Annotated in this window: 15 protein-coding genes; 11 read left to right on the forward strand and 4 right to left on the reverse strand. The window is 64.1% G+C overall.

The features are described from left to right. Nucleotides 1-361 precede the first annotated feature (361 nt). The 6 genes from GA0004734_RS02855 (at nt 362) to phnN (ending at nt 5913) form a co-directional block, all read left to right on the forward strand. On the forward strand, nt 362-1282 hold the full coding sequence (locus GA0004734_RS02855; protein WP_092931028.1) for a DMT family transporter: 921 nt from the start codon (nt 362-364) through the stop codon (nt 1280-1282). Nucleotides 1283-1461: 179 nt separating this feature from the next. Beyond that, nucleotides 1462-2508 carry a class II fructose-bisphosphate aldolase gene (fba, locus tag GA0004734_RS02860; RefSeq protein WP_092931030.1) on the forward strand — a complete coding sequence of 349 codons (1047 nt, stop codon included), beginning with the start codon at nt 1462-1464 and terminating at the stop codon, nt 2506-2508. 101 nt (nt 2509-2609) lie between these two features. Then, nucleotides 2610-3104: a gluconokinase gene (locus GA0004734_RS02865; RefSeq protein WP_092935823.1), complete on the forward strand. Its 495-nt coding sequence runs from the start codon at nt 2610-2612 to the stop codon at nt 3102-3104. A 371-nt stretch (nt 3105-3475) separates the two neighbouring features. Beyond that, on the forward strand, nt 3476-4183 hold the full coding sequence (locus tag GA0004734_RS02870) for a DUF1045 domain-containing protein (protein ID WP_092935825.1): 708 nt from the start codon (nt 3476-3478) through the stop codon (nt 4181-4183). Further along, nucleotides 4184-5326: an alpha-D-ribose 1-methylphosphonate 5-triphosphate diphosphatase gene (locus tag GA0004734_RS02875; protein WP_092931032.1), complete on the forward strand. Its 1143-nt coding sequence runs from the start codon at nt 4184-4186 to the stop codon at nt 5324-5326. Beyond that, nucleotides 5323-5913 (forward strand): phosphonate metabolism protein/1,5-bisphosphokinase (PRPP-forming) PhnN, encoded by a 591-nt coding sequence (phnN, locus tag GA0004734_RS02880; protein WP_245292323.1) that lies wholly within the window; start codon nt 5323-5325, stop codon nt 5911-5913. Before GA0004734_RS02875 ends, phnN begins: the two co-directional genes overlap by 4 nt. Nucleotides 5914-5952: 39 nt before the next feature. On the opposite strand, the gene GA0004734_RS02885 is transcribed toward phnN, so the two are convergent. The 3 genes from GA0004734_RS02885 to GA0004734_RS02895 are packed head-to-tail and all read right to left on the reverse strand — an operon-like array spanning nt 5953 to nt 10353. Continuing rightward, nucleotides 5953-7488: an L-piperidine-6-carboxylate dehydrogenase gene (locus tag GA0004734_RS02885; protein ID WP_092931034.1), complete on the reverse strand. Its 1536-nt coding sequence runs from the start codon at nt 7486-7488 to the stop codon at nt 5953-5955. A gap of 22 nt (nt 7489-7510) precedes the next feature. Then, nucleotides 7511-8932 (reverse strand): FAD-binding oxidoreductase, encoded by a 1422-nt coding sequence (locus GA0004734_RS02890; RefSeq protein ID WP_092935829.1) that lies wholly within the window; start codon nt 8930-8932, stop codon nt 7511-7513. A gap of 11 nt (nt 8933-8943) precedes the next feature. Beyond that, the gene (locus GA0004734_RS02895; RefSeq protein ID WP_092931036.1) at nt 8944-10353 is read right to left on the reverse strand and encodes a 2-oxoadipate dioxygenase/decarboxylase HglS; all 1410 of its coding nucleotides are present in this window, start codon (nt 10351-10353) and stop codon (nt 8944-8946) included. A 126-nt stretch (nt 10354-10479) separates the two neighbouring features. Between GA0004734_RS02895 and GA0004734_RS02900 the strand changes: the two genes are divergently transcribed. The 5 genes from GA0004734_RS02900 to GA0004734_RS02920 all read left to right on the forward strand — a co-directional run bounded on the left by GA0004734_RS02900 (nt 10480) and on the right by GA0004734_RS02920 (nt 23836). Next, nucleotides 10480-11373 (forward strand): LysR family transcriptional regulator, encoded by an 894-nt coding sequence (locus GA0004734_RS02900; protein ID WP_092931038.1) that lies wholly within the window; start codon nt 10480-10482, stop codon nt 11371-11373. A gap of 503 nt (nt 11374-11876) precedes the next feature. Next, complete coding sequence (locus GA0004734_RS02905; RefSeq protein WP_092931040.1) at nt 11877-20453, forward strand: GH36-type glycosyl hydrolase domain-containing protein; 8577 nt, start codon at nt 11877-11879, stop codon at nt 20451-20453. Between the two features lie 109 nt (nt 20454-20562). Continuing rightward, complete coding sequence (gene opgC, locus GA0004734_RS02910; RefSeq protein ID WP_092931042.1) at nt 20563-21774, forward strand: OpgC family protein; 1212 nt, start codon at nt 20563-20565, stop codon at nt 21772-21774. 117 nt (nt 21775-21891) lie between these two features. Further along, the gene (leuB, locus tag GA0004734_RS02915) at nt 21892-23004 is read left to right on the forward strand and encodes a 3-isopropylmalate dehydrogenase (protein ID WP_092931044.1); all 1113 of its coding nucleotides are present in this window, start codon (nt 21892-21894) and stop codon (nt 23002-23004) included. Between the two features lie 133 nt (nt 23005-23137). Continuing rightward, nucleotides 23138-23836, forward strand: coding sequence for a phosphatase PAP2 family protein (locus GA0004734_RS02920; protein ID WP_092931046.1), 699 nt, complete (start codon nt 23138-23140; stop codon nt 23834-23836). Nucleotides 23837-23894: 58 nt separating this feature from the next. Here GA0004734_RS02920 and GA0004734_RS02925 read toward each other — a convergent pair whose 3' ends face one another. After that, nucleotides 23895-25781, reverse strand: coding sequence for an MFS transporter (locus GA0004734_RS02925; protein ID WP_092931048.1), 1887 nt, complete (start codon nt 25779-25781; stop codon nt 23895-23897). Between the last annotated feature and the right edge of the window lie 26 nt (nt 25782-25807).

Here is a 25807-nt window from a genome sequence, read left to right on the forward strand (position 1 = left end):
GGTACGCATCGTCAGAAAGACGTTCTTTGTCATGGGAATTTACATCCGCCGGCTCGGTGTGCTGGCGGTACCGACATCGCGAGAGCGCCGTTAAAACTCTCGCCAGAGGGGCCCGGCACCAAGTTCGTCCCGCGCGAGTGTCGATGTCGTATGCGCGGGATTGCTGAACTAATTAGCCATCCCACCTGCCGCGTCAAGATGTCACCCGCACAGCGAGGAAACTCATTTCCTTTTATCATGAAGCCATCGCCAAGCGGCACTGGATCGCTCGCACCTTTTATGGCAACAGACAGAGCCTCTTGCAGCGCCCGATCGAGCCCGCATCGGCCCCATTCCCGATCATGCCGCTGAGCGCTCTGCCATGCCGTCCACCGCCCCTGCGAAACCGTCCGCCCTCCAGAAAGGTTCAGCCAGCCTGGGCATCGTCTTCATGCTTCTGGGCATGCTGATGTTTTCGCTGAACGACACAATGGGGAAATGGCTGGTCGAGACCTATCCGGTCCTGCAATTGATGGCGATCCGCAGCATTGCCGCGCTTCTCGTGCTGCTGCCGCTCGTTCTCCGCCGCGGCATTATGACGGTGGTTCGGGTCGAGCGTCCCGGGCTGCAGGCCCTGCGCGCGCTGCTGTTTGCCATCGACGCGACCGCCTTCTACTTCGCCGTCGGCTACATGCCACTCGCCGATGCGATGATCTACTGGCTTGCGGCCCCCATCTATGTCGCGGCGCTGTCGCCCTTCCTGCTCGGCGAAAAGGTCGGCTGGCGGCGCTGGACCGCGATCCTCATCGGCTTTGCCGGCGTGCTCATCGCGCTCGATCCATCGCGCGAAAGCCTGTCGATGCCCGCACTGGTCGCGCTCTTCGGCAGCGCCTGCTTTGCCTTTGCCATCATGCTCGGCCGCACGCTGCGCACCACGCCGGATACGACGCTGGTCGTCTGGCAGTTCGTCGGCTCGCTGGTCTTCTCGCTCATCGGCGTCGCCGTCGTCCCCGGCAGCTGGAAGCCGCTCGATCCCGCGACGATCCTGCTTCCGGCCCTTCTCGGCGTCGTCGCCATGCTCGCCCACGTTCTCGTCAGCCGCTCTCTGAAGCTTGCGGATGCCGCGACCGTCGTTCCCTTGCAATACACGCTGCTTTTCTGGGCGGTGGTCTTCGGCTGGATCTTCTTCGGAGATACGCCACGCCCGACAGTCATCATCGGTGCAGCCCTCATTGTTGCCTCAGGCCTCTTCATCTTTTTCCGTGAGCAGACGCTAAAGGAATTTCATCCGGCCGACGAATAGCGGCCTTCTCCGTTGCCAAAACAGTTGCGATCCTTATGCTGGTCAACCAGATAGAGATCCGGCGGTAGTCGCTGCGAGGGCACCACGACGTCACTTGGGACGTTCCGTGTGAAGCCCCGCCCGGAGCATGGGAAAAGAGCCGCCGCAACCAGAGCGGCCGGCACAATGGGAGAGTGTGTATGGGACTGATCAGCCTTCGGCAATTGCTGGATCATGCGGCCGAAAACGACTATGCGGTGCCGGCCTTCAACGTGAACAACCTGGAATATGTGCAGGCGGTCATGCGGGCGGCGGACAAGACCGACAGCCCCGTTATCCTTCAGGCCAGCCGCGGTGCGCGGGCCTATGCCGGCGACGGCTTCCTGCGGCACCTCATCCTCGGCGCCGCCGAGGAGTATCCGCACATTCCGATCTGCCTTCATCTCGATCACGGCGACCAGCCTTCCACCTGTATCTCGGCCATCACCAATGGCTTCACCTCCGTCATGATGGACGGCTCTCTGCTGGCCGACGGCAAGACGGTGGCAAGCTATGAATACAACGTCGCGGTCACAGCCGAAGTCGTGAAGATCGCGCACGCGGCCGGCGTTTCCGTCGAAGGCGAACTCGGCTGCCTCGGCAATCTGGAAACCGGCGCGGGCGAAAAGGAAGACGGCCACGGCTTCGAAGGCAAGCTGACCCGCGAGGAACTGCTGACCGACCCGGAACAGGCGCTCGACTTCGTCAGCAAGACCGGCGTCGATGCGCTGGCCGTCGCCATCGGTACCAGCCATGGCGCCTACAAGTTCACCCGCGCGCCGGATGGCGACATCCTGTCGATCGAGACGATCGAGAGGATCCACAAGGCCCTTCCCAACACCCACCTCGTCATGCACGGCTCCTCCACGGTACCGCAGGACCTGCAGGATCTCTTCACGGCCTATGGCGGGGAAATGACCCAGACCTGGGGCGTGCCGGTATCGGAAATCCAGCGCGGCATTCCCTTCGGCGTGCGCAAGGTCAATATCGACACCGACCTGCGTCTCGCGATGACCGGGACGATCCGCAAGTGCTTCAAAGAAAAGCCGGAGAATTTCGATCCGCGCAGCTACCTGAAGCCCGCGACGGCGCTGATGACCGACGTCTGCCTGGAGCGTTTCGAGGCCTTCCGCACGGCCGGCAAGGCACCGTCGATCCGCATCAAGCGCATGGCCGATATGGCGGCCACCTACGCGAAGATGGGCTGATCCACGTGCCGGACATCGATAGAAAAAACGGGGGGCCTTCCGTCCCCCGCACATCCCAGCCTGAAGCCGCAACGGCGCATCTTCCCGCTCCCGTTGTGGTCATGGGGGTTAGCGGCTGCGGCAAAAGCTCCGTCGGCGAGGCCATCGCCGCGGCTTTCGCAACCGACTTCATTGAGGGCGACGCCCTGCACCCGCCGGAAAACATCGCCAAGATGTCGGCGGGCACGCCGCTGACCGATGAGGACCGCTGGCCGTGGCTCGACGCCGTCGGCAAGGCCCTCCACGAGGGATCTGACGCAGGCCATGCGGTCGTCGTGTCCTGCTCCGCGCTGAAGAAGGTCTACCGCGACCATCTGCGCAAAGCGGCGGGCGGCAGGCTCGCCTTCGTCTACCTCACAGGAACGCGAGCCGTCCTCGAATCCCGCATGGGCCATCGCACCGGCCATTTCATGCCCACCTCCCTTCTCGACAGCCAGTTCAGGACGCTGGAAACGCCGACGGGCGAAGACCTCGTCGTCACCGTCGATATCGACCGGCCGCTCGACGCCGTCATTGCCGCCGCCCTGGAAGGCCTCGCCGATCTCCAGACGGCGTGAGCGCCGTCTGCTGGAACTCCGGCACCCGATCTGCGCCATTTTTGACGCACCTGCCCCCGGCTTGTGCTGAAGCGCTTCTGCCCCGTGACTCCGGCGGCAGAAGCGCTTTAAGGACGTTCGGTATGAATGCTCCGGTGATTCTCCAAGGTACGCGGGGACAGAAAAACGCTGACAAAAAGAGGGAAGGCGGGAACCACCCGCGATGTCATGACGTCGTCACATGAGAATGACACGCGTGCCGCAAAACGACGGCACAGACCCGAACCCGCTTCGACACGCGTCACCTGGTGCTCGGGCGGTGGGAATAGGAACGACCGCCAGGGCTTTGCCGACTGCGCAAAGACCGGAAGCAGGCCATGATCGAGGATGCGATGCGCTACGCCCTTTACTTCACCCCGCCGAAAGATGACGCCCTGACGCTGGCCGCCGCAGCCTGGCTGTCGCGCGATGCCTTTCTCGATGGCCGGGTGCCGACACCCGAGGTTCCCGGCTTCACGACGGAAGAGCTCGGCATGCTGACGGCAGAGCCCCGGCGCTACGGCTTCCACGCCACGCTGAAGGCCCCCTTCGCGCTCGCCCCCGGCCGCACGGAAGCCGAACTCCTTGCAGCCCTCGACGAGTTTTCGGCCGAATGCGAGCCCTTCGAGATCCCGTCCCTGACGCTCGGTCAACTCGGCCCCTTCTTCGCGCTCGTTCCCGGCGCGCCTTCGGATGCGCTTGCGAGCTTCGCCGCCGAGACCGTGCGCCGGTTCGAGCCGTTCCGGGCCGCCCTGTCGGCGGAAGATATCGCCCGGCGGAAGCCCGAAACGCTGCCCCCGGCCGAGCGACAGAATCTCGAGAACTGGGGTTACCCTTACGTTTTCGACGAATTCCGCTTTCACATGACACTGACCGGCCCGGTTGCCGAAGAGCGTTGCCCTGCCGTGCGGGCAGCACTCGAAGAAGCCTTCGCCGGTTTCCTGGGAAAGCCATTGTCCGTTACCGCGCTTGCGCTCTTCATCGAGCCGAAGCGCGGCAGCCCCTTTACCGTCCACTCGCTGATGCCGCTGGGCGATGCCGCGATCGAAGGAGACAGATGAATGGCCGTCGAGCAGATCTTCACCAATGCCAGCATTGTCCTGCCGGATGACATCGTAAAGGGCTCCGTGCTCGTTCGCGACGGAGAGATTGCTGATATCTCGACCGGCACCGTGCATAGCGGCGAGGACTTCGAGGGCGACTTCCTCATTCCCGGCCTCATCGAGCTGCACACCGACCATCTGGAAACCCATTATTCGCCCCGACCGGGCCTGCGCTGGATGAAAATGGCGGCGATCCAGGCGCATGATGCGCAGATCGTCACCTCCGGCATCACCACGGTGTTCGATTGTCTGCGCATGGGCTCGGCGGAAGGCGACGACGGCTTTGCTACCGGCGAAATGCGCGCCATGGCCGATGCGCTGGCGGAGGCCGAGCGGGAAAACCGCCTGCGTGCAGATCACCGCATCCACCTGCGCTGCGAGGTTTCGACCGATAACGTGCTCGACCAGTTCGATGCTTTCGGCGACGATCCGAAGGTCGGCCTCGTTTCTCTCATGGACCACGCACCGGGCCAGCGCCAGTTCCAGACGATGGATCAGTACATTCTCTACTACAAGATCAAACGCGGCCTTTCGGACGAGGCCTTCGCGATTTATGTCGAGAAGCAGCTGGCACTGTCGGAGCGAAACTCAGCCCGCCACCGGATCGCGATTGCCAACATCTGCGCGGCCCGTGGCATCCCGATCGCCAGCCACGACGATGCGACGGCGGCGCACGTGACGGAATCGATAGACCTCGGCGTCAAGCTGGCGGAATTCCCGACCAGTCTGGAAGCAGCCGATCTTTCCCACAAAGCCGGTCTCAGCGTGCTGATGGGCGCGCCGAACGTCGTGCGCGGCGGCTCGCATTCCGGCAACATCGCCGCCCGCGATCTCGCCGAGCGCGGCGTGCTCGATGTGCTCTCCTCAGACTACGTCCCCTTCAGCCTCATCCACGCCCCCTTCCTGCTCGCCGATGCGATCGAGGGCTTCGGCCTGGAAAAAGCGATCGCGCTCGTCAGCGACAACCCGGCCCGCACCGTCGGACTGGAGGATCGGGGACGAATCGCGGTCGGGCGGCGGGCAGATCTCATGCGCGTCGAACGGCCGAGCGGCGTGCCGATCGTCCGTTCCGTCTGGCGCAACGGACGGCGCGTCGCATGACCCCGGATCACCCGACCGGCGGCACCGGCGCCATGATCGTCGTCGTCGGCCCGAGCGGTGCCGGCAAGGACAGCGTCATCGACTATGCCATGGACCGGCTGAAGAGCACATCGGCCGAGGTCGAACTCGTCCGCCGCGTCATCACGCGCGCCCAGGATGCGGGCGGTGAGGATCATGAAGCTATCTCACCCGCGGAATTTCGGGCCTGTGCGGAACGGGGGGCATTCGCCGTGCATTGGGAGGCCCATGGGCTGCATTACGGCATCCCCGCCGCATGCCAGGCCAAGCTGGAAGAGGGACGTACGCTGATCGCCAATGGCAGCCGCGCCGTGCTTGACCGGTTCCGGGATGCCTTTCCACGCGTGGCGGTCGTCAATATCGTGGCGTCGCCCGAGGTCATCGCGGCACGGCTGATCGCCCGCGCCCGGGAAAGCGAAGCGGACATCCGCCAGCGCCTTGCCCGTCAGGTACCCGACATCGACGGCGATCCGCACCTGACCACCATCGACAATAGCGGCCCGCTGGAAGAGGCCGGCGAACGATTCGCGGCCTTCGTCCTGTTGCTGGCGAAAGCCGAAGCCAGCTAAAGGCATGAGGGCGACATTGGCGCCCTCATGCGAATGCACCTATTCGATATCGAACGAGACGCCCTGCGCCAGCGGCAGTGCCTTGGAGTAGTTCACCGTGTTCGTCGCCCGGCGCATATAGGCCTTCCAGGCGTCCGAGCCGGATTCGCGACCACCGCCGGTTTCCTTCTCGCCCCCGAACGCGCCGCCGATTTCGGCACCGGACGTGCCGATATTGACGTTGGCGATACCGCAATCCGAGCCATCGGCCGAGAGAAACCGCTCGGACTCCTGCAGGTCGCGGGTGAAGATCGATGAGGAGAGGCCAGCGGCCACGGCATTATGGGCTGCAATCGCCGCGTCGAAGTCGCTGTACTTCATAACATAGAGGATCGGCGCGAAGGTTTCCTCCAGCACAGGCCCGGCCTGCTCCGGCATCTCGACCAGCGCCGGCTTGACGTAATAGGCTCCGGCATGGCCGAGATCGACACGCTCGCCACCCGTCACGCTGCCGCCATGGGCCTTTGCCTCCTCAAGCGCTTTCTGCATGCCCTCATAAGCCGGCCGGTCGACCAGCGGGCCGACGAGAGCCGTGCTTTCGAGCGGATTGCCGACGGACACACTGCCATAGGCCTTCTTCAGCCGCGGCAGCAGCGCGTCATAGACGCTTTCGTGGACGAACAGGCGGCGCAGCGTCGTGCAGCGCTGGCCGGCCGTGCCCATGGCACCGAAGGCGATGGCGCGCAACGCCATGTCGAGATCCGCCGACGGGCAGACAATACCGCCATTGTTGCCGCCGAGCTCCAGAATGCCACGTGCGAAGCGCTTGGCAAGCCGGGGGCCAACATCGCGGCCCATGCGGGTGGAGCCCGTTGCCGAGACGAGCGGCACCTTGGGATGATCGACCAGAACCTCGCCGATCCCGCGATCACCGATGAGGACGCAGGACAGGCTGGACGGCGCATCCTCGCCGAAGCGCTTGATGGCCTTTTCGAGCACGGCCTGACAGGCCAGCGCCGTCAGCGGTGTCTTTTCCGAAGGCTTCCACACCACGGCATTGCCGCAGACGAAAGCGAGCGCGGCGTTCCAGGCCCAGACGGCGACCGGAAAGTTGAAAGCCGAGATGACGCCGATGACGCCGAGCGGGTGCCAGGTTTCCATCATCCGGTGGCCGGGACGCTCGGTCGCGATGGTCAGGCCGTAGAGCTGGCGGGAAAGGCCAACGGCGAAGTCGCAGATGTCGATCATTTCCTGCACTTCGCCGAGACCTTCGGACGGGATCTTGCCGGCTTCGAGCGAGACGAGGCGCCCGAGATCGGCCTTGTGCGCGCGCAGCTCCTCGCCGAGCAGGCGGACGAGCTCGCCGCGGCGCGGCGCGGGGATCAGGCGCCAGGCCTTGAACGCCGCATGCGCGGCCTCGATGCGGGCTGCGGCCTCATCAGCCGAAATGGTCTTGAGACGTGCGATCTCCTGACCGGTCACCGGTGAGAAGGACGCCATATCGCCGCCGGTATAAGTAGATGGATCGACGCCGAGAAGGCCGAGAAGGCGGGCCGTCTCTGCGACGACGTCGAGCGGCTTTTGGGCGATGTTCATGATGTTAACTCCTGAAAGGGGATCAGCCGAAGCGGACGGTTCCGAGCCCGCCGGGCGAAGTAAGGGTGAGCAGGCCGCAGGCCATGTCCCTGATCTTCTGCGGCGTATAGAGATCGTAATAATGCTGGTTCTTGCGGCCGATGGCGTGTTCGGCGCTGAAGCTGCCGGCGAAATCCTCGACCGTCACAGCATAGACCCAGTCGCGCAGGCCCGTTTCCAGAGAACCATCGGCAAGCCCCTTAGCATCGCGCGGGAAGACGATGTTGAGATGCACGCCGCCATCGCCGATATGGCCGAAATCGCAGATCCGCGCCTGCGGAAAGCGCTCAGGCATATCCCGCTTCATCCGCTCGCAGAACGCCATGATATCGCCGCGACGAAACGCGACATCGAAGGCGATGAGCCGGCCGGACTGCTTGACGCCCTCCGACAGGGCGTGCCGCAACGCCCACATCTCGTGGGCCGGGCCGATGAAGGCGTCGGCAAGCGGCGCCGCTTCGGTCTCGAAGATCTCGGCCAGCACGGATTCGAGCATGTCGCCGAGCGGCTCCTCGCTTTCGCGAGACTGCCACGTCCGACTGACCTCGGCCAGAATCACATAGTCAGGGATCTCGCCGTTCTGGAACGGGTTGCGGAGCGAAGGCACATGATCGAGCGCGGCCGCGATGGCGTTGCGCGACATGCCTTCGAAGGCCGACAGAGTCGTGCCGAGCCGTTCTTCCATCAGCCGCAACAGCGGCATCACCGCTTCAGGCCCCGCCGGCACCAGATAGGCGGTGGCGGTCTGCAGCGGCAGGCGTTCCAGATTGAGCACGCAGCGGGTGACGACGCCGAAGGCGCCGGAGGTGCCGATGAAAAGCTGCTTCCAATCGACGCCGGTATTGTTCTTGCGCAGCGCCTGCCCGAATTCGAGGATCGTCCCCTCGGCATCGGCCAAGACAACCGTCAGCCCGAGCACGTTGCGCCGGACATCGCCATATTTCAGAAAACGGGACCCGCCGGTGTTGGTGGCGATCATGCCGCCAAGGCGCGGATCGGCCCCGAGATCGATCGGAAAGAACAGGCCGGAGGCCTCCAGCCGCCGGTTGACGTCCGACAGGAGCAAGCCGGCATCGGCCTCCAGCGAGCGGTTATCGGCATCGAGCGCGAAATGGCCGGTCATCCGGTCGAGGCTGAGCACCACCTGCCCGCCCGCCGCATCCGGCGTCGAGCCGGAGACGAGCCCGGTATTCCCCGATTGCGGCACGACCGCCAGGCCATGGTGCACGCAGTAGGAGAGCACGGCGGAGACCTCCTGCGTGGTCTGCGGCCGCACGACAGCCAGCGCCCGGCCGGCATCATAGCGCGCACCCGTCTCGTAGGCCGCCATGTCGCCAGCGTCGGACACGAAGCCGCGCTCGCCCACCAGCGCCGTCAGTGCGCGTGCATGCTCTTCTCCGATCACGACACGAAGGGTCATTCAGCTGCCTCTGCGCGCGATGTCTCCTGTGCCGACGGACCGAACAGGCAGGCCGCGATCGAGGCCGCCTCGATTTCTGCGTAGTGGTCGAATTCATTGAGCACGGCCTGTCCGAGATCGGCCTCGAACTGCTGCTGGCTGGGGCTGGCGGAGAAATCCTGCGCGGCGGCATCGCCAAGGTTCGACTGGAAGATACCGGCCGCGCTGACGGGAAGGAAATCCTCGTAGACAATGGGGTCGAACCGCACGCGCCCCTCACGCAGGAGCGTCTCGAGATCGCCCGCAATCTCGGAACCACGGCCCGCATCCGTCAGGCTGTAGGTGAAATAGCCGAGCCCCTCGGCACGGATACCCTCCCAGCTGTCCGGAAAGTCCTTGAACGCATCCGCCAGCGCCTGCTCATAGGCCGCGGCATTGGAACCGTCGGCGGCGGGGCGGACATGTTTGCGCGACCGGTCGAGAAGGGCGTCGTAAAGCGCCCGGCCTTTCGGGGTCAGCGCGATGCCGCGCTGCTCGATCTCCCCGAAGCGGGCCGTATGGGAACCGGCAACCCAGGCGCCGTCTTCGTCCTTGAAGGATACGGGCTCGTCCAGCGCCTTGAACGAGGTCTGGCGCAAAAGGATCGGGCAGGCCCGCGTCGGTGGGCCTTCGATGACGGCCTTGGGCGCAATGCCCTTTTCCGGCATGCGCATCTGCACCGCATCAATATCGAGCGTGCGCGGCGTCAGGTGATTGATATGCGGACCCTTGAAGGAAACGACGTCGGCGATCAGGCGATGCGCGTCGTGCAGCCGCTTGTAGAGACCGGCATCCACGATGGCCTTGTCGTGCCAGCGGAACGTCTCCAGCACCGCCTCGACGAAGGCAGCGGCGTCCTCGGCATCGAGGCCACCTTCGGCCTCCGCTTTTTCGGTGAGCGCGACGGCGCGGGGCGTGAAGATCGCGCGCGTCGCCAGCACGCGCTCGGCTTCCGCCCGCAGATCCGCATCGTCGATCAGGTCGAGACGCAGCAGCGACGTGAAGACACGGAAGGGGTTGCGGCTGAGGGCTGCCGCACCAACGGGGCGAAACGCCGTGGAATGGACCGGCACGCCCGCCGTGCTGAGATCGTAATAGCCGACCGGAAACATGCCCATGACCGCGAAGACACGGCGCATCATCGACAATTCCGCAGGCGTGCCGAGCCGGATCGCGCCGTGCCGCTCTTCGGAAATCCGCTCCAGCGCATCGGTGTCGGCCAGCCGCTCGGCAAGCACGGGCTGCGCGGCGAGCACCTGCGCATTCACCTCGGCCACGAGATCCATCAGCGTGCCATAGGCCGGCACTTCCGCCCGGTACATGGCCGACATGGCGGCGGAAAAGGCGGAACGGATATCGTCGGTTTGAACGAAGGTCTTCTCGGTCACGGCGGCTTGCCTCGCGATATGGCGTCACGATAGGATGTGTCGCGCTGATCATTCTGGTTTCGTATGATACTACCCCGAAATGCGCTTTGATTGCGACTGTTTTGACTATGGTCATGCGGGGTTGGAATGAAGTTGAGCCGAAGACTGGTGCCCGACATTGCCACGCTACAGGCGTTCGAATGCGCCGCGCGTCATGGCAGCTTCACCCAGGCCGCAGCGGAACTGAACCTGACCCAGAGCGCCGTCAGCCGCCAGATCAAAGACCTGGAAGGCCAGCTCGGCGTGCTCCTGTTCGAGCGGATCCGCCAGCGCGTCATCCTGTCGGATGCAGGCCAAAAATTCCTGCCGGAAGTGCGTCGCCTGCTGCGCCAGTCGGAAGAGCTGATGGTGCGGGCCATGGGCGCCGCCCGCTCGGACAATGCCCTGTCGATCGCGACGCTGCCGACCTTCGGCAGCCGCTGGCTGACGCCTCGCCTTTCCGACTTCCTTCGCCTCCACCCCGATACCATCCTCAACATCGCCGCCCGGTCGCAGCCGTTCGACTTCGGCGAGGAAAATTTCGATGTCGCGATCCATTACGGCCAGCCGGTCTGGGCGCATGCGACCTGCGACTATCTTTGCAGCGAGGTCATCGTGCCCGTGGCCAGCGCAGCCCTTCTGGCGCGCCACCCTGCCCCCGAGCCGGTCAGCCTCGACGGCGCGCCGTTGCTGCACCTCGCAACCCGGCCGAAGATGTGGGCGGAATGGTTCGAGGCGAACAGCACGACGGCCGGCAGCGCCTATCGCGGCAGCCGGTTCGACCAGTTCGCCATGGTGATCGAGGCAGCTATCGCCGGCCTCGGCTTTGCCCTCCTGCCGCGCTATCTCATCGAGCACGAGCTTGAAATCGGCCGCTTGGTCGTGGTGTTCGACCGGCCGATGAAGACCGAGAACAGCTATTACCTCGTGGTTCCCGAGGGAAAGATGGAGAACCGGGCAGGCCTTGCCTTCCGGGACTGGATCATGGGTCAGGTGACATGACGACAGAGCTTGAAGCCTTCACGTTCAAGACACAGCTTACGGAACAAAAGGCAGCAAGCCGCGTTTCCGTGGGGAGAGAAGTGCCATGCTTTCGCTTTGAGCCCGGGAGGTGGCGGCCATCGAATGTCATCCGAAAAGATCTGTGACGACGCTCTGCCTTCTCGCGCTTTCCACGCTGTGTCTGGCCGCGCCGAGGCTGCGCTTTGCCTTGCAAGCACACCGGCATCCCGCTAGACAATAAAGCCTTTATTTTAGATGCCTCACATCCGATCGGCAATCGCGCTTGTCGGCGATCGGGATGGTGCTTTTCCGCACCCTCTCACGGATCGGCTGCCGCGATGCTGGCGGGGTCCCTCAGCCGGGCTTTCCCGGTCGCGGTCCCCTGCAAACGATGCCGGTGCCGTGAAAGCGCCCGATTGAGAGGCCACGCCTCACGCCGACCGACTGCGCGCCGTGCAGTCGCCTTACCTCTTAACCCAACGGTTGGATCCAGAACCCGCTCCATGGCCCTGCAAGAAACACACACGACCTCGCCGCGCGGAGCCCAGCCCGCCCTCCTCGACACCAACGACTCGATCCGTTCGACCTATTTCACGAACGAGGAACTTCGGGCCGCAGGTGCCGCACTGGCACGAGACGGTGCGACGACCCTGCCGAGCTTTCTCCCGTTCGAGTTCCAGCAGCGTCACCGAGAGAACGAAGGCGAGATCTTCCGGGTCTATAGGATCACGGCCGCCGACGTGGAAGCCGGCGCCACCATCACGCCGGCGGCGGAATGGCTGCTTGACAACCATTACGTCGTGGAAGAAGCGATCCAGGAGGTCCGGCGCGACTTCCCCCGGAAATTTTACCGACAGCTGCCCACGATTCCGGTCGCCGGTACGTCCATTCCGCGCACCATGGCGCTGGCCTGGCTCTACACGGCCCACACCCACTCCACCGTATCGCGCGAAAGCCTGACCGCCATGGTCGAGGGCTTCCATGAGCATGCCACCTTCAAGATCGGCGAGCTCTGGGCGCTTCCCTCTATCCTGCGCTTCATTCTTATCGAAAACCTGCGCCGCATTGCCATCCGCGTCGAGCGCTCGCGCGCCATGCGCCACAAGGCGAACGATGTGGCCGACCAGATCGTCCGCCTGAGCGATCCGGAAAAGGCGGCGACGCTGCTCACGGATTACGAAGGTCTGGCAGCCGACAACTCTTTCGTTGCCCAGCTTCTCTACCGCCTGCGCGACGGCTCCCAGAGCGGCCGCGTCGTCATCGGCTGGCTCGAGGAACAGTTGGAAAAGCGCGGCAGCGATGTCGAAGAGGCCCTAGTCGCCGAGCAGAACCGCCTGTCATCCGGCAATGCGACGATGAGCAACATTATCCGCTCACTGCGCGAAATCGACGACAATGACTGGGCCGTCTGGTTCGAAAGCGTCAGCAAGCTCGACGCCGAACTGCGCGAGCACTCCGATTACATGGCGCTCGATTTCGGCTCCCGCAACAAGTACCGTACGACGATCGAACGCCTTGCCAAGCGCTCCGGCCTGACCGAGCTGGATGTCACCCAGCGCGCCATCGCCATGGCAGCCGAGGGGCAGAATGTCGTGCCGATACGGCCGGCAGCCGACGAGACGTCGGTTGAGACCGGCACCGCGCCTGTGATCGAGGACGATATCCAGATTCACGCGACAAATGTCGGCGATTTCCTGGTTGGAAACCAGACCGACGCTTTCGAGGAGGCCATCGGCTACAGACCGACACCCGTTCAGTCGGTGGTGCGCACGGCGCGCCGCATGGGCTGGCTCGCCATCGCTCTGCCAAACCTCATCCTGACGATCCTCGCGATCGTGCTGGTCTATGACTTCATCAGCCCCATGGACATGCCGACAGGCGCCAAGCTCATCATCCTGCTGCTCTTCGCCCTGCCCGCCTCCGAGGGAGCCGCCGGTCTCTTCAACACGGTCGTGACCTTCTTCCTCACGCCGTCACGGCTCGTCGGATACGAATTTCTCTCCGGCGTTCCCGAAGATGCGCGCACGCTGGTCGTCGTTCCCTGCCTGATCTCCAAGCGCGATCACGTGGACGAACTCGTCCGCAACATCGAGGTCCACTACCTCGCGAACCCCAAGGGCGAGATCTATTTCGCGCTGGTCAGCGACTGGGCCGACAGCCAGACCGAGGAAACCGCCGCCGACCTCGACGTCCTGGAATATGCCAAGGGCGAGATCGCGACGCTGTCCAAGCGCTATGCCCATGATGGCCGCACCCGCTTTTATCTTCTGCACCGCCGCCGCCTCTACAATGAGGGCGAAGGCGCGTGGATGGGCTGGGAGCGTAAGCGTGGCAAGCTGCACGAGCTGAACCTGCTGCTGCGCGGCGACCGCGACACGACCTTCATATCCGGCGCCGACAAGGTGCCCGAGAACGTCCAGTATGTCATGACGCTCGACAGCGACACGCGCCTGATGCGCGATGCCGTTACCAAGCTCGTCGGCAAGATGTATCACCCGATCAACCGACCGGTCATCGACGTCAAGAACCAGAAGATCCTGTCGGGCTATTCGATCCTTCAGCCGCGCGTCACCCCGTCGCTGACGACCGGCAGCGAAGCCTCGTCCTTCCAGCGCATCTTCTCGGCCAATCGCGGCATCGACCCCTACGTCTTCACGGTGTCCGACGTCTATCAGGACATCGTTTCGGAAGGCACGTTCACCGGCAAGGGCCTCTATCATGTCGACGCCTTTGAAGCGGCGATCAAGGGCCGCATCGACGAGAACGCGGTTCTCAGCCACGACCTTCTCGAAGGATCCTTCGCACGCTGCGCTCTGGTGACCGACGTCGAGCTCGTCGAGGATTTCCCGATCCGCTACGAGGTCGAGACCTCGCGCCAGCATCGCTGGGCGCGTGGCGACTGGCAGCTCCTTCCCTACATCTTCAATCCGTCGAACGGGCTTTCCATGCTCGGCCGCTGGAAGATGTACGACAATCTGCGTCGCTCGTTGATCCCCGTCGCCTGGCTCATCGCCTCCGTGCTCGGCTGGTACTACATGGAGCCGACGCAGGCGCTGATCTGGCAGGTCGTGCTGATCTTCTCGCTCTTCGTGGCGCCCACTCTCTCGCTCATCTCCGGCCTGATGCCGCGCCGCAACGACATCGTTGCCCGGGCGCATTTCCATGCCGTCCTCTCCGAGATCAGCGCCGCCAATGCTCAGGTGGCGCTGCGTATCGTCTTCATCGCCCATTCCGCAGGCATGATGCTGGATGCGATCGTGCGGGCCGTCTACCGCACCTTCGTCAGCGGCAAGCTGATGCTCGAATGGCGCACGGCCGCCCAGGTCCAGAGCGGCGCCACCGGCACCGTGCTCGACTACTACCGCACCATGTGGATCGCCCCCGTCATCGCCGCGGTATCGCTCGGACTGGCGGCCGTCTCCGCCACCGGCCTGCCCTTCATCGGCATTCCCTTCGCCGTCCTCTGGGCACTGTCCCCGGCCATCGCCTGGCTCGTCAGCCAATCCGCCGAGACCGAAGACCAGCTCGACGTTTCCGACGAGGTGAAAGCCGAGTTCCGCAAGATCGCGCGCCGGACATGGCGCTTCTACGAGGATTTCGTCACTGCCGAGCAGCACTTCCTGCCGCCGGACAATTTTCAGGAAATCCCGCATCCGATCCTCGCGGAGCGGACGTCGCCGACGAATATCGGTGTCTACCTGCTCTCGGTCATGTCGGCCCGCGACTTCGGCTGGATCGGTTTCGAGGAAACCATCCGCCGTCTCGAGGAAACCATCGCGACCGTCGACGCCATGCCGAAATATCGCGGCCACCTGTTCAACTGGTACACGACCAACCGCCTGGAGACGATGGAGCCGAAATATATCTCGGCCGTCGACAGCGGTAACTTGGCAGGCCACCTCATTGCCGTCTCCTCCATGTGCCGCGAATGGGCGGAAGCGCCCTCGGCGCATGTGCAGGGCAGCCTCGACGGCATCGGCGACGTCGTATCGATCCTCGCCGAAATGCTGGCCGCCCTTCCCGACGACCGCAAGACGGTCCGGCCCCTGCGCCGCCGCATCGAGGAACGCCTGATCGGCTTCCAGAGCGCGCTGCAGGCGGTCAAGCGCGAGCACGAATTCGCCTCGATCCGCGTCATCAACCTTTCGGTGCTCGCCCGCGACATCCAGAAGCTGTCGCTGAACCTCGATCACGAAGTGAAAAGCGGCGCCAGCGGCGAAGTCGTCAAGTGGGCCGGCCTTCTGGTCCAGACCTGCGAGGCACACATCGCCGACAGCGTCTTCGACCTTGGCGCCATCGATGCCCTGCGCCAGCGTCTCATCGTGCTGCGAGACCGCAGCCGCGACATCGCCTTCTCGATGGACTTCACGTTCCTCTTCCGCAAGGAACGCCGCCTGCTCTCGATCGGCTACCGCGTCAACAGCGGCGAGCTCGACGAGGCCTGCTACGACCTTCTCGCCTCGGAATGCCGCCTGACCAGCCTGTTTGCGATCGCCAAGGGCGACCTGCCGACGGAGCACTGGTACAAGCTCGGCCGCCCGGTCGTGCCGATCGGCGCGCGTGGCGCGCTGGTCTCCTGGTCAGGCTCGATGTTTGAATATCTGATGCCCCCGCTCGTCATGCAGGAACGCCAGGGCGGCATTCTCAACCAGACGAACAACCTGATCGTGCGCGAGCAGATGAACCACGGCCGTCGCCTCGGCACGCCGTGGGGTATTTCGGAAGCCGCCTTCAACGCGCGCGACCATGAATTGACCTACCAGTACACCAACTTCGGCGTCCCCTCGCTCGGCCTGAAGCGCGGTCTCGGTCAGAATGCCGTCATCGCGCCCTATGCCTCGATCCTCGCCAGCATGTACGATCCAAAGGCGGCGCTCGCGAACCTCGACCGTCTGCGTGGCTTCGGCGCGCTTGGCATGTACGGCTTCTACGATTCGGTCGACTTCACGCCGACCCGCGTTCCCGAAGGCAAGACCTGCGCGGTCGTGCGCAACTACTATGCGCACCACCATGGCATGTCGATCGCGGCGGTCGCCAACGTGGTCTTCAATGGCCGCCTGCGTGAGTGGTTCCACGCCGATCCGGTCATCGAGGCCGCTGAACTCCTGCTCCAGGAAAAGGCGCCGCGCGATATCCCTATCATGAACGCCAAGCGCGAACCCGAAGCGCTGGGCAAGGGCCAGGAAGACCTGCTCCGCCCCGAAGTCCGCGTCGTCAAGAACCCGCTCGCCAAGGACCGCGAGACCGTGTTCCTGTCGAATGGCCATTACGCGATCATGCTGACCGCCGTCGGGTCCGGTTACTCCCGCTGGAACGGCCAGACCGTCGTGCGCTGGAAGCCGGATCCGGTAGAGGACCGCACCGGCACCTTCATCTTCCTGCGCGACACCGCGACCGGCGACTGGTGGTCGGCCACCGCAGAGCCGCGCCGTGCGGAAGGCGAGAAGGCGACGACCCGCTTCGGTGACGACAAGGCCGAGTTCATCAAGATCGTCGGCGATCTCACCAGCGAGGTCGAAGTCATCGTCGCGACCGAACACGATGCCGAAGGCCGGCGCGTGACGCTCGTCAACACAGGCTCCGAGGACCGCTTCATCGAAGTGACCTCCTATGCCGAGCCGGTGCTGACGACGGACGATACGGACAACGCGCATCCGCTCTTTGCCAAGATGTTCCTGAAGACGGAAATCGACGCCAAGGGCGACCTGATCCGCGTGATGCGCAACAAGCGCACGCCAGGCGAGCCCGACATGCAGGTCGCGCACCTGATCGTCGACAATGCCGGCACCGACCGTCCGACAGAGGTGGAGACAGATCGTCGCCGCTTCATCGGCGAGGGCCGCACGCTGGCGGAAGCCCGCGCCTTCGACGGCGACGTCAGCCTCTCCGGAACATCGGGCTTCACGCTCGATCCTGTCATGGCGCTGCGCCGCACCGTGCGCGTGCCGGCCGGCAAGAAGGTCAGCGTCATCTTCTGGACGATCGCGGCGCCCAACCGCGCGGATATCGATCGTGCCGTCGAGCGCTATCGCCACCCGGACAGCTTCAGCCATGAGATGATCCATGCGTGGACCCGCAGCCAGGTGCAGATGCGCCATGTCGGCGTGACCTCGCAGGAAGCTGCAAGCTTCCAGATCCTCGGCCGATACCTCATCTATCCCGACATGCAGCTTCGGGCGGATACGGCGACGGTGCGGGCCGGCCTCGGACCGCAGTCGGCCCTCTGGCCGCTCGCGATCTCCGGCGATTTCCCGATCTTCACCGTTCGTATCAACGACGATGTCGATATGGGCATTGCCCGCGAAGCGCTCCGCGCGCAGGAATATATGCGTGCCCGTGGCGTCACCGCCGATCTGGTGATCATCAACGAGCGCGCCGCATCTTATGCGCAGGACATGCAGCACGCGATCGACAGCATGTGCGAGAACCTGCGCCTGCGCGGCCAGTCAGACGGCGCGCGCCAGCACGTCTTTGCCGTCCGCCGCGATATCATGGAAGCCGAGACATGGGCAGCGCTGCTGTCCGCCTCGCGCGCTGTCTTCCATGCTCGCAACGGCAAGATCTCCGATCAGATGGCCCGCGCCGAAGCGCTCTATTCGACGCCGAGCATCAAGAAGGACAAGCCGGCCACCGGGTCCTTCCCGATGCTGGCAGCCCCGACCCTGACCGATGCCGAACCGGCCGTGATCTCCGGCGAGGGGCTCGATTTCTGGAACGGCTATGGCGGCTTCTCGGCCGACGGCCGCGAATACGTCACCCGCCTGCGCGGTGGCGAGGCGACGCCGCATCCGTGGATCAACGTCATCTCCAACGACATCTTCGGCTTCCACGTCTCGGCCGAAGGCTCGGCCTTCACCTGGAGCCGCAACTCGCGCGACTACCAGCTGACCTCCTGGACCAACGACCCGGTCGGCAACCGCCCCGGAGAGGCGATCTTCATCAAGGACATGACCAGCGGTTCGGTCGTCACGCCCTATGGCGCCCTCTCGCGTCGCAAGGATGTGACCTTCGAAACCCGCCATGGCCTCGGCGTCTCCACCTTCTCGAGCGGTCAGGACGGTCTGACGGTGGAAGCCACGCAGACGGTGCATCGCACGCTGCCCGTAAAATATACCCGCCTGCGCCTGGCGAACGGCGCCGGCGAGGCCCGTCGCCTGCGTCTCTACGGCTATGTCGAATGGGTGCTCGGCAACAACCGCGCCCGCACCGCCCCCTTCGTCGTCAGCCATTATGACGAGGTCGCGGGAATGATGTCGGCAACCAACCCTTACAGCATCGACTATGCCGGGCGGACCGCCTACCTCGCCGTCAGCGAAACCCCGACGAGCTTTACCGCAAGCCGCCGCGAGTTCCTTGGCCGCACGGGTGGCATCCTGGCACCACAGGCCGTGGTCGACGGCGCGGTTCTCACCGGCAGCTCCGATATCGATGGCGATGCCTGCGCGGCCGTCTCGTTCGACCTCACCCTGAAGCCGGGCGAAACCCGCGACCTCGTCTTCTACATGGGCGACAGCGACAATCGCGCACAGGCGCTCGAACATCTGGAAGCCGCCAAGGCCGACACGTTCGATGCCGTTCTTGAAGCATCGACCGCCTTCTGGGAAGCCTTCACCGGCGTCGTGCAAATCGAGACCCCGGACAAGGCGTTCAACAACCTCATCAACCGCTGGCTTCCCTATCAAAGCCTCGGCTGCCGCATCCTCGCCCGCTCGGCTTTCTATCAGGCAAGCGGCGCCTTCGGCTTCCGCGACCAGTTGCAGGATACGCTGGCCTTCATCGTGCACCGGCCGGAACTGGCGCGGACGCAGATCCTCAACGCTGCCGCGCGGCAGTTTGCGGAAGGCGACGTGCTGCATTGGTGGCTGCCGGGCTCCGGCGCCGGCGTGCGCACGCTGATCTCCGACGACGTCGTCTGGCTCGGCCATGCCACCCAGCATTATTGCGAGGTGACCGGCACGACGGACATTCTGGACGAGACCATTCCCTTCATCGAGGGGGCGGCGCTCGCGCCCGGCCAGCACGACAGCTTCTTCCAGCCGAAGGTCTCGGAAACCACCGCAAGCCTCTACGAGCATTGCGCCAGAGCCCTCGACCTCGCGATCAAGCGGACCGGCGAAAACGGCCTGCCGCTGATCCTCGGCGGCGACTGGAACGACGGCATGAACCGCGTCGGCATCGAGGGTCGCGGCACCAGCGTCTGGCTCGGCTGGTTCCTTGCCTCCACGCTGCGCGACTTCACGAGCATCGCGGAAGCGCGTGGCGATGCCGCCCGCGTTACCGCCTGGACCGCGCATCTCGAGCGTCTCAAGCAGGCGCTGGAAACGGCAGGCTGGGATGGCACGCACTACCGCCGCGGATATTATGACGATGGCACGCCGCTCGGCTCGGCCATGTCGGATGAATGCCGCATCGACTCGATTGCCCAGTCCTGGAGCGTGCTCTCGGGCGAAGGCGATCCGGCCCGCGCCACGCAGGCCATGGATGCGGTGCTTGCGGAGCTTGCCGATGACGAGCACCGCCTGATCCGCCTGTTCACCCCGCCGCTTTCCGGCACCGAGCAGGACCCGGGCTACATCAAGGCCTACCCGCCCGGCGTGCGGGAAAACGGCGGTCAGTACACTCATGCAGCCACCTGGGTCGTGTTGGCGCTCGCCCGCCTGAAGCGCGGCGACGATGCTTGGAAGGCCTTCCAGATGCTGAACCCGGTGACCCATGCACTGAACCGCGAAGACGCCAATGTCTACCGGGTCGAGCCCTATGTCGTGGCCGCCGACGTCTACGGCCATGGGGATCTCACCGGCCGTGGCGGCTGGACATGGTACACCGGCTCGGCCGCCTGGCTCTACCGCGTCGCCGTGGAAGGCATCCTCGGCCTGCGCAAGGAGGGCGAACGACTGATCGTCGATCCCGCCCTTCCTTCGGACTGGCAAGGCTTCAAAGCGCGGCTGACCATCGACGGCAAGGTGCACGAGATCGCCGTGGCCAGAACAGGGGATGACAACGGCGACGGAAACGGTGCGTTTGAAGTTACGGTTGATACGGCTGTCACAAAAAACGCGCATGATGGCGTTTTGCTCTAGCCACCAATGGCAGACCGGCCCGGTCGAACCCGGGCCGGTCTGCAACGAAGCCTGAACGATATCGGCGAGGTTGAGGGGCTGGGGCGCCAAGATCCGCATGAGACCTCGAATGCTTCAAGAAACACCTCCGGTGCTGCGCACCGCGTCTCCGGGCCTGCTGCCGCCCTTGTTGCAGCCGGTGTCCGCGCCAGCGCCGGCACCGGCCTTAAATCGTGTCGCCGTTCCGGGCGAACGCGACACGCGTCTGGATACCTACCGGGCCATCTGCCTGTTGATGATCTTCATCAACCACGTGCCGGGCCAGTATCTCGAATATCTGACGACGAAGAACTTCGGCTTTTCGGATTCGGCGGAAGCCTTCGTGCTGATCTCCGGGCTGTCGGCCGGCCTTGCCTATGGCCGCAAGTTCCTGCCCGGCAACCGGCTGGCGCTCAGCCTGCGCATCTGGCGCCGCGCCTTCACGCTCTACATCGCTCACATCATGTCGAGCATCATCACGCTCGCGATCTTTGCCGGCGGCGCCCTTTACTTCAACCGGCAGGACCTGATCGGCGAGATCAACATCCGCCCCATGGTCGACAATACGGAGCAGGGCGTGGTGGCCATGGTCCTGCTCGGTCACCAGTTCGGCTATAACAATATCCTGTCCATGTATGCGGTTGTGTTCCTGATGCTCCCTGGAATGCTGCTCCTGCAAAAGATCAGCCCCACCCTCCTCATCGGCGTCTCGGCACTGGTCTGGCTCCTCGCCGGCATTTTCCACATCGTGCCGATCAACTTCCTCGACCACAACTATTGGTTCCTGAACCCCTTTTCCTGGCAGTTCCTGTTTGCCATCGGCCTCGTCGCCATGATGCGCAGCCGCACCGGCCTTTCTCTGCCGCGCCACCCGGCTCTCGTTTCGGTCGCGGCCCTTTACGTTGGCGTCTCCTTCGCCTGGGTGCTGTTCTCCTGGTGGTCCATCGATGTCTCCCATGGCCTGCCAGCGGTTCTGACCGGCTTCGACAAGACCTTCCTGTCGTTGACCCGCCTTCTTCATGTTCTCGCGCTCGGTTACCTCCTTGCCATCACCCCGGTGTTCAACCGTCTGTCACGTTTGCGCCTCGACAATCCGCTGGTCATGATCGGCCGCCACTCCCTGCCCGTCTTCATCTTCGGAACGATCCTGGCAATGATCGGCCAGGTCCTGCTGTTCGTCACCGGCAAGGATCCGGTGGTCGGGACCCTGTTCGTGCTCGTCGGCATCGCGCTCCATTTCGCTTATGCCCGCTATCTCGACTGGCTGGGCGGTCTCTCTGCCGTCGCTCTCGCTAAAACCTGACACGACAGGTCTTATTCTTGGCGAGGCGGCATTTTCCTGCCGCACGACATGCGCTAAAGAACCGGCACATCGCGGAAGATCCGCAATCCATTCGGTCAAAGCTATTGGGAGGCCTCCTTGTCCACGCGCACACTTTTTCTTCTGCCGGGTGACGGCATCGGTCCGGAGGCCATGGCCGAGGTCGTCAAGATCATCGAGCACATGAACACGGAAGCCGGCGCAGGTTTCGTCACCGACACGGGTCTCGTCGGCGGTTCGGCCTACGACGCCCATGGCGCCGCCATTTCCGATGCCGACATGGCCAAGGCCATGGCCGCCGATGCCGTGCTCTTTGGCGCCGTCGGCGGTCCGAAGTGGGACGACGTACCCTATGAGGCGCGTCCGGAAGCCGGTCTCCTGCGCCTGCGCAAGGACATGCAGCTGTTTGCAAACCTGCGCCCGGCCATCTGCTATCCCGCGCTTTCTGCGGCATCGTCGCTAAAGCCCGAACTGGTCGAGGGCCTCGACATCCTCATCGTGCGCGAGTTGACGGGCGGCGTCTATTTCGGCGAGCCGAAGGAGATCATCGACCTCGGCAATGGCCAGAAGCGCGGCATCGACACGCAGGTCTACGACACCTACGAGATCGAGCGCATCGCCGGCGTCGCCTTCGAGCTTGCCCGCACCCGCTCGAACCGCGTCTGCTCGATGGAAAAGCGTAACGTCATGAAGTCCGGCGTGCTCTGGAACCAGGTCGTCACCGCCACGCACAAGGAAAAATATTCCGACGTGCAGCTGGATCATATGCTGGCCGATGCCGGCGGCATGCAGCTGGTGCGCCAGCCCAAGCAGTTCGACGTCATCGTCACCGACAACCTGTTCGGCGACATGCTGTCGGACGTCGCCTCCATGCTCACCGGCTCGCTCGGCATGCTGCCGTCGGCCTCGCTCGGCGCGCCCGACGAGACCACGGGCAAGCGCAAGGCGATGTATGAGCCCGTTCACGGCTCGGCCCCCGACATTGCCGGCCGCGGCATCGCCAACCCGATCGCGATGATCGCGTCCTTTGCCATGTGCCTGCGCTACTCGTTCAACATGATCCCCGAAGCAGACCGTCTGGAAAAGGCGATCGCCAACGTGCTCGATCAGGGCATCCGCACCGGCGACATCATGGCACCCGGCGCGCGGCAGGTCGGCACCACCGAAATGGGCGATGCGATCCTGGCCGAATTCAAGGCACTTTCAGCCTGATATGCCTGAATGAACCCACAAATGCCCCGGCTCCCCGCAGAGACCGGGGCATTTTCATGTCTGGCGGTTGACTTCAGCAAACGCGAAAACACTTTCCGCAAGATCGTGCAGACGGAGACAGACAAGGAACATCATGAACAGGCCGATCTCCTCCTCCGTCTGGCTTCTGCTCGGTGCCATCCTCCTCGTGGTCGCGCTCGTGCCGTTCGATCCGCGCCTGTCGCAATCGGCGCAGGCACTACCGGAACCCTTCGTCGCCTTCAACGCGCGCATCACGGATTTCGGCACCTTCGCCTGGATGATCTACGGCTCCGCAACGCTGGTCATCATTGCCTATATCCTTGCACGCGTCGTCAGCAGCCACGGCTTTGCCGAGAAGGCGCGGGCGGCGCGGCGGCTGTCGCTTTATTTCCTCGTGACGATCGGAACCGCGAGCGCCGTGGTGCACATTCTCAAATTCTTCATCGGCCGCGCCCGGCCGGAGGCCTTCTCCGATCTCGGGGCCTATAGCCTGACGCCCTTCGCCTCGGAGTGGCTGTTCCAGAGCTTTCCCTCCGGTCACTCCGCGGCCGTCGGCTCCTTCTTCGGGGCTTTTGCCATGCTGGCCCCGCGTCTGCGGATCCTCTTTGCGTTGGGCGCGCTCACCATCGGCGTCACCCGTGTCGTCGTCGGGGCGCATTATCCGAGCGACGTAGCCGCCGGCCTGCTCGTCGGTCTCTGGAGCGCCCTGATGATCGCCTTCCTCTTCGCCCGTCAGAACTGGGTCTTCCGGCTCGACGAAAATGGCTGGCCACGACCCAAGACGCAGTTTCCGACCCAAGAGAACGTCTGACGAAAAAACCCGGCGAGAGGGTTCGCCGGGTTCATATCTTGCCTATGGAGGATCTCGATCAATCCATGGCGTGGATATCGCGATCCTTCGTTTCCGGCAGGAACAGAAGGCCGATGACCAGCGTGATGCCTGCAAAGATGATCGGGTACCAGAGGCCGTAATAGATGTCGCCCTTGGCCGCGCTCATTGCAAAGGCCATGGCCGGAAGCAGGCCGCCGAACCAGCCATTGCCGATGTGGTAGGGCAGGGACATGCCGGAATACCGGATACGGGTCGGGAACAGTTCGACCAGCAGGGCGGCGATGGGGCCGTAGACCATGGTCACATAGATGACGAGAACGGTCAGGATGGCGATGGTGCCGATCCAGTTAACCTGCTGCGGATCGGCAACCATCGAATAGGTGCCGCCATTCGCCACCGTGTAGACCGGCATGGACGTCACGCCGGCGGCTTCCTCGGCCGTCAGCAGCTTGGCGGCCACCAGTTCGTCGGCCGTCATCGTGGCAGGTGCCGAGGCGCGCACCGTTGCCGGATCGAGCGACAGTTCCGGATTGGCGGCGACGAAGCCGTCGAGCTTGCTGTCCGGCACCTTTGCCGCGCCCCGCTGAAGCGGGTAGCCCGCATCGTGCAGCGCCATATTGATGCCCTTCTCGAACGCCGAAGCCTTCGCCTTGGCATCCGCACCGGCAGCCACCGTATCGTAGCTCGGCACGGTCGCGTCACCGATCTTGACGGCGGCGGGCTGGCCCGCCGGGCCGGAAACGATATCGTAAGGCACCGAGTTGCGCGTCAGAAAGGCTGTCGCCACGTCGCAGGACGTCGTGAATTTCGCCGTGCCCGTTGGGTTGAACTGGAAGGTGCAGTCTGCCGGATCGGCGGTCACCGTTGCGCGGACGGTCGCCTGCGCTTCGGCCAGCGCCGGGTTTGCGGTCCAGGTCATGGCCTTGAACAGCGGGAAGTAGGTCAGCATCGCGAGCAGCAGCCCGGCCATGATGATCGGCTTGCGGCCGATCTTGTCGGAGAGCAGGCCGAAGATGACGAAGAAGCTCGTGCCGATGAGCAGCGAGATGGCGACCATGATATTGGCTGATTGCCCGTCCACCTTCAGGATGTTCTGCAGGAAGAACAGCGCATAGAACTGACCGCAATACCAGACGACGGCCTGGCCCATGGTGGCGCCGAACAGTGCGAGAATCCCGATCTTGGCGTTCTTCCACGTGCCGAAGGCTTCCTTGAGCGGTGCCTTCGAGGTCTTGCCCTCGGCCTTCATTTTCTTGAAGGCCGGCGACTCGTTCATCTTGAGGCGGATCCAGACGGACACGCCGAGAAGCACGACCGAGACCAGGAATGGAATACGCCAGCCCCAGGCCGCAAAGGCCTCCTTGCCGAGCGCGAACTGGACGCCGAGAATGACGATGAGCGACAGGAACAGTCCGAGCGTCGCCGTCGTCTGGATCCATGACGTGAAGTAGCCGCGCCGGCCATGTGGCGCATGCTCGGCCACATAGGTGGCAGCCCCGCCATACTCTCCGCCGAGCGCCAGGCCCTGCAGCATGCGCAAGAGGATGAGGATGATCGGCGCGGCAATGCCGATGGAGGCCGCGCCCGGCAGGATGCCGACGAGGAAGGTCGAGAGACCCATGATGAGGATGGTGACGAGAAAGGTATATTTGCGCCCGACGAGATCGCCGAGCCGCCCGAAGACGAGGGCGCCGAAGGGCCGCACGAGGAAGCCGGCGGCAAAGGCGAGCAGCGCGAAGATATTGCGCGTCGTTTCGGGATACTGGCTGAAGAAGGTTGCCCCGATATAGACGGCGAGCGAGCCGTAGAGATAAAAATCATACCACTCGAACACGGTGCCGAGCGAGGATGCGAAGATGACCTTGCGCTCCTCCCCGGTCATCGGTGCGGCCTTCGTCTGGCCCATGGATGTCACATTTGCCATTCTCTCTGTCCTCCCAAAACCAAGGC

Origin of the sequence: Rhizobium sp. 9140 (assembly GCF_900067135.1) — a bacterium.
Lineage (GTDB): Bacteria > Pseudomonadota > Alphaproteobacteria > Rhizobiales > Rhizobiaceae > Ferranicluibacter.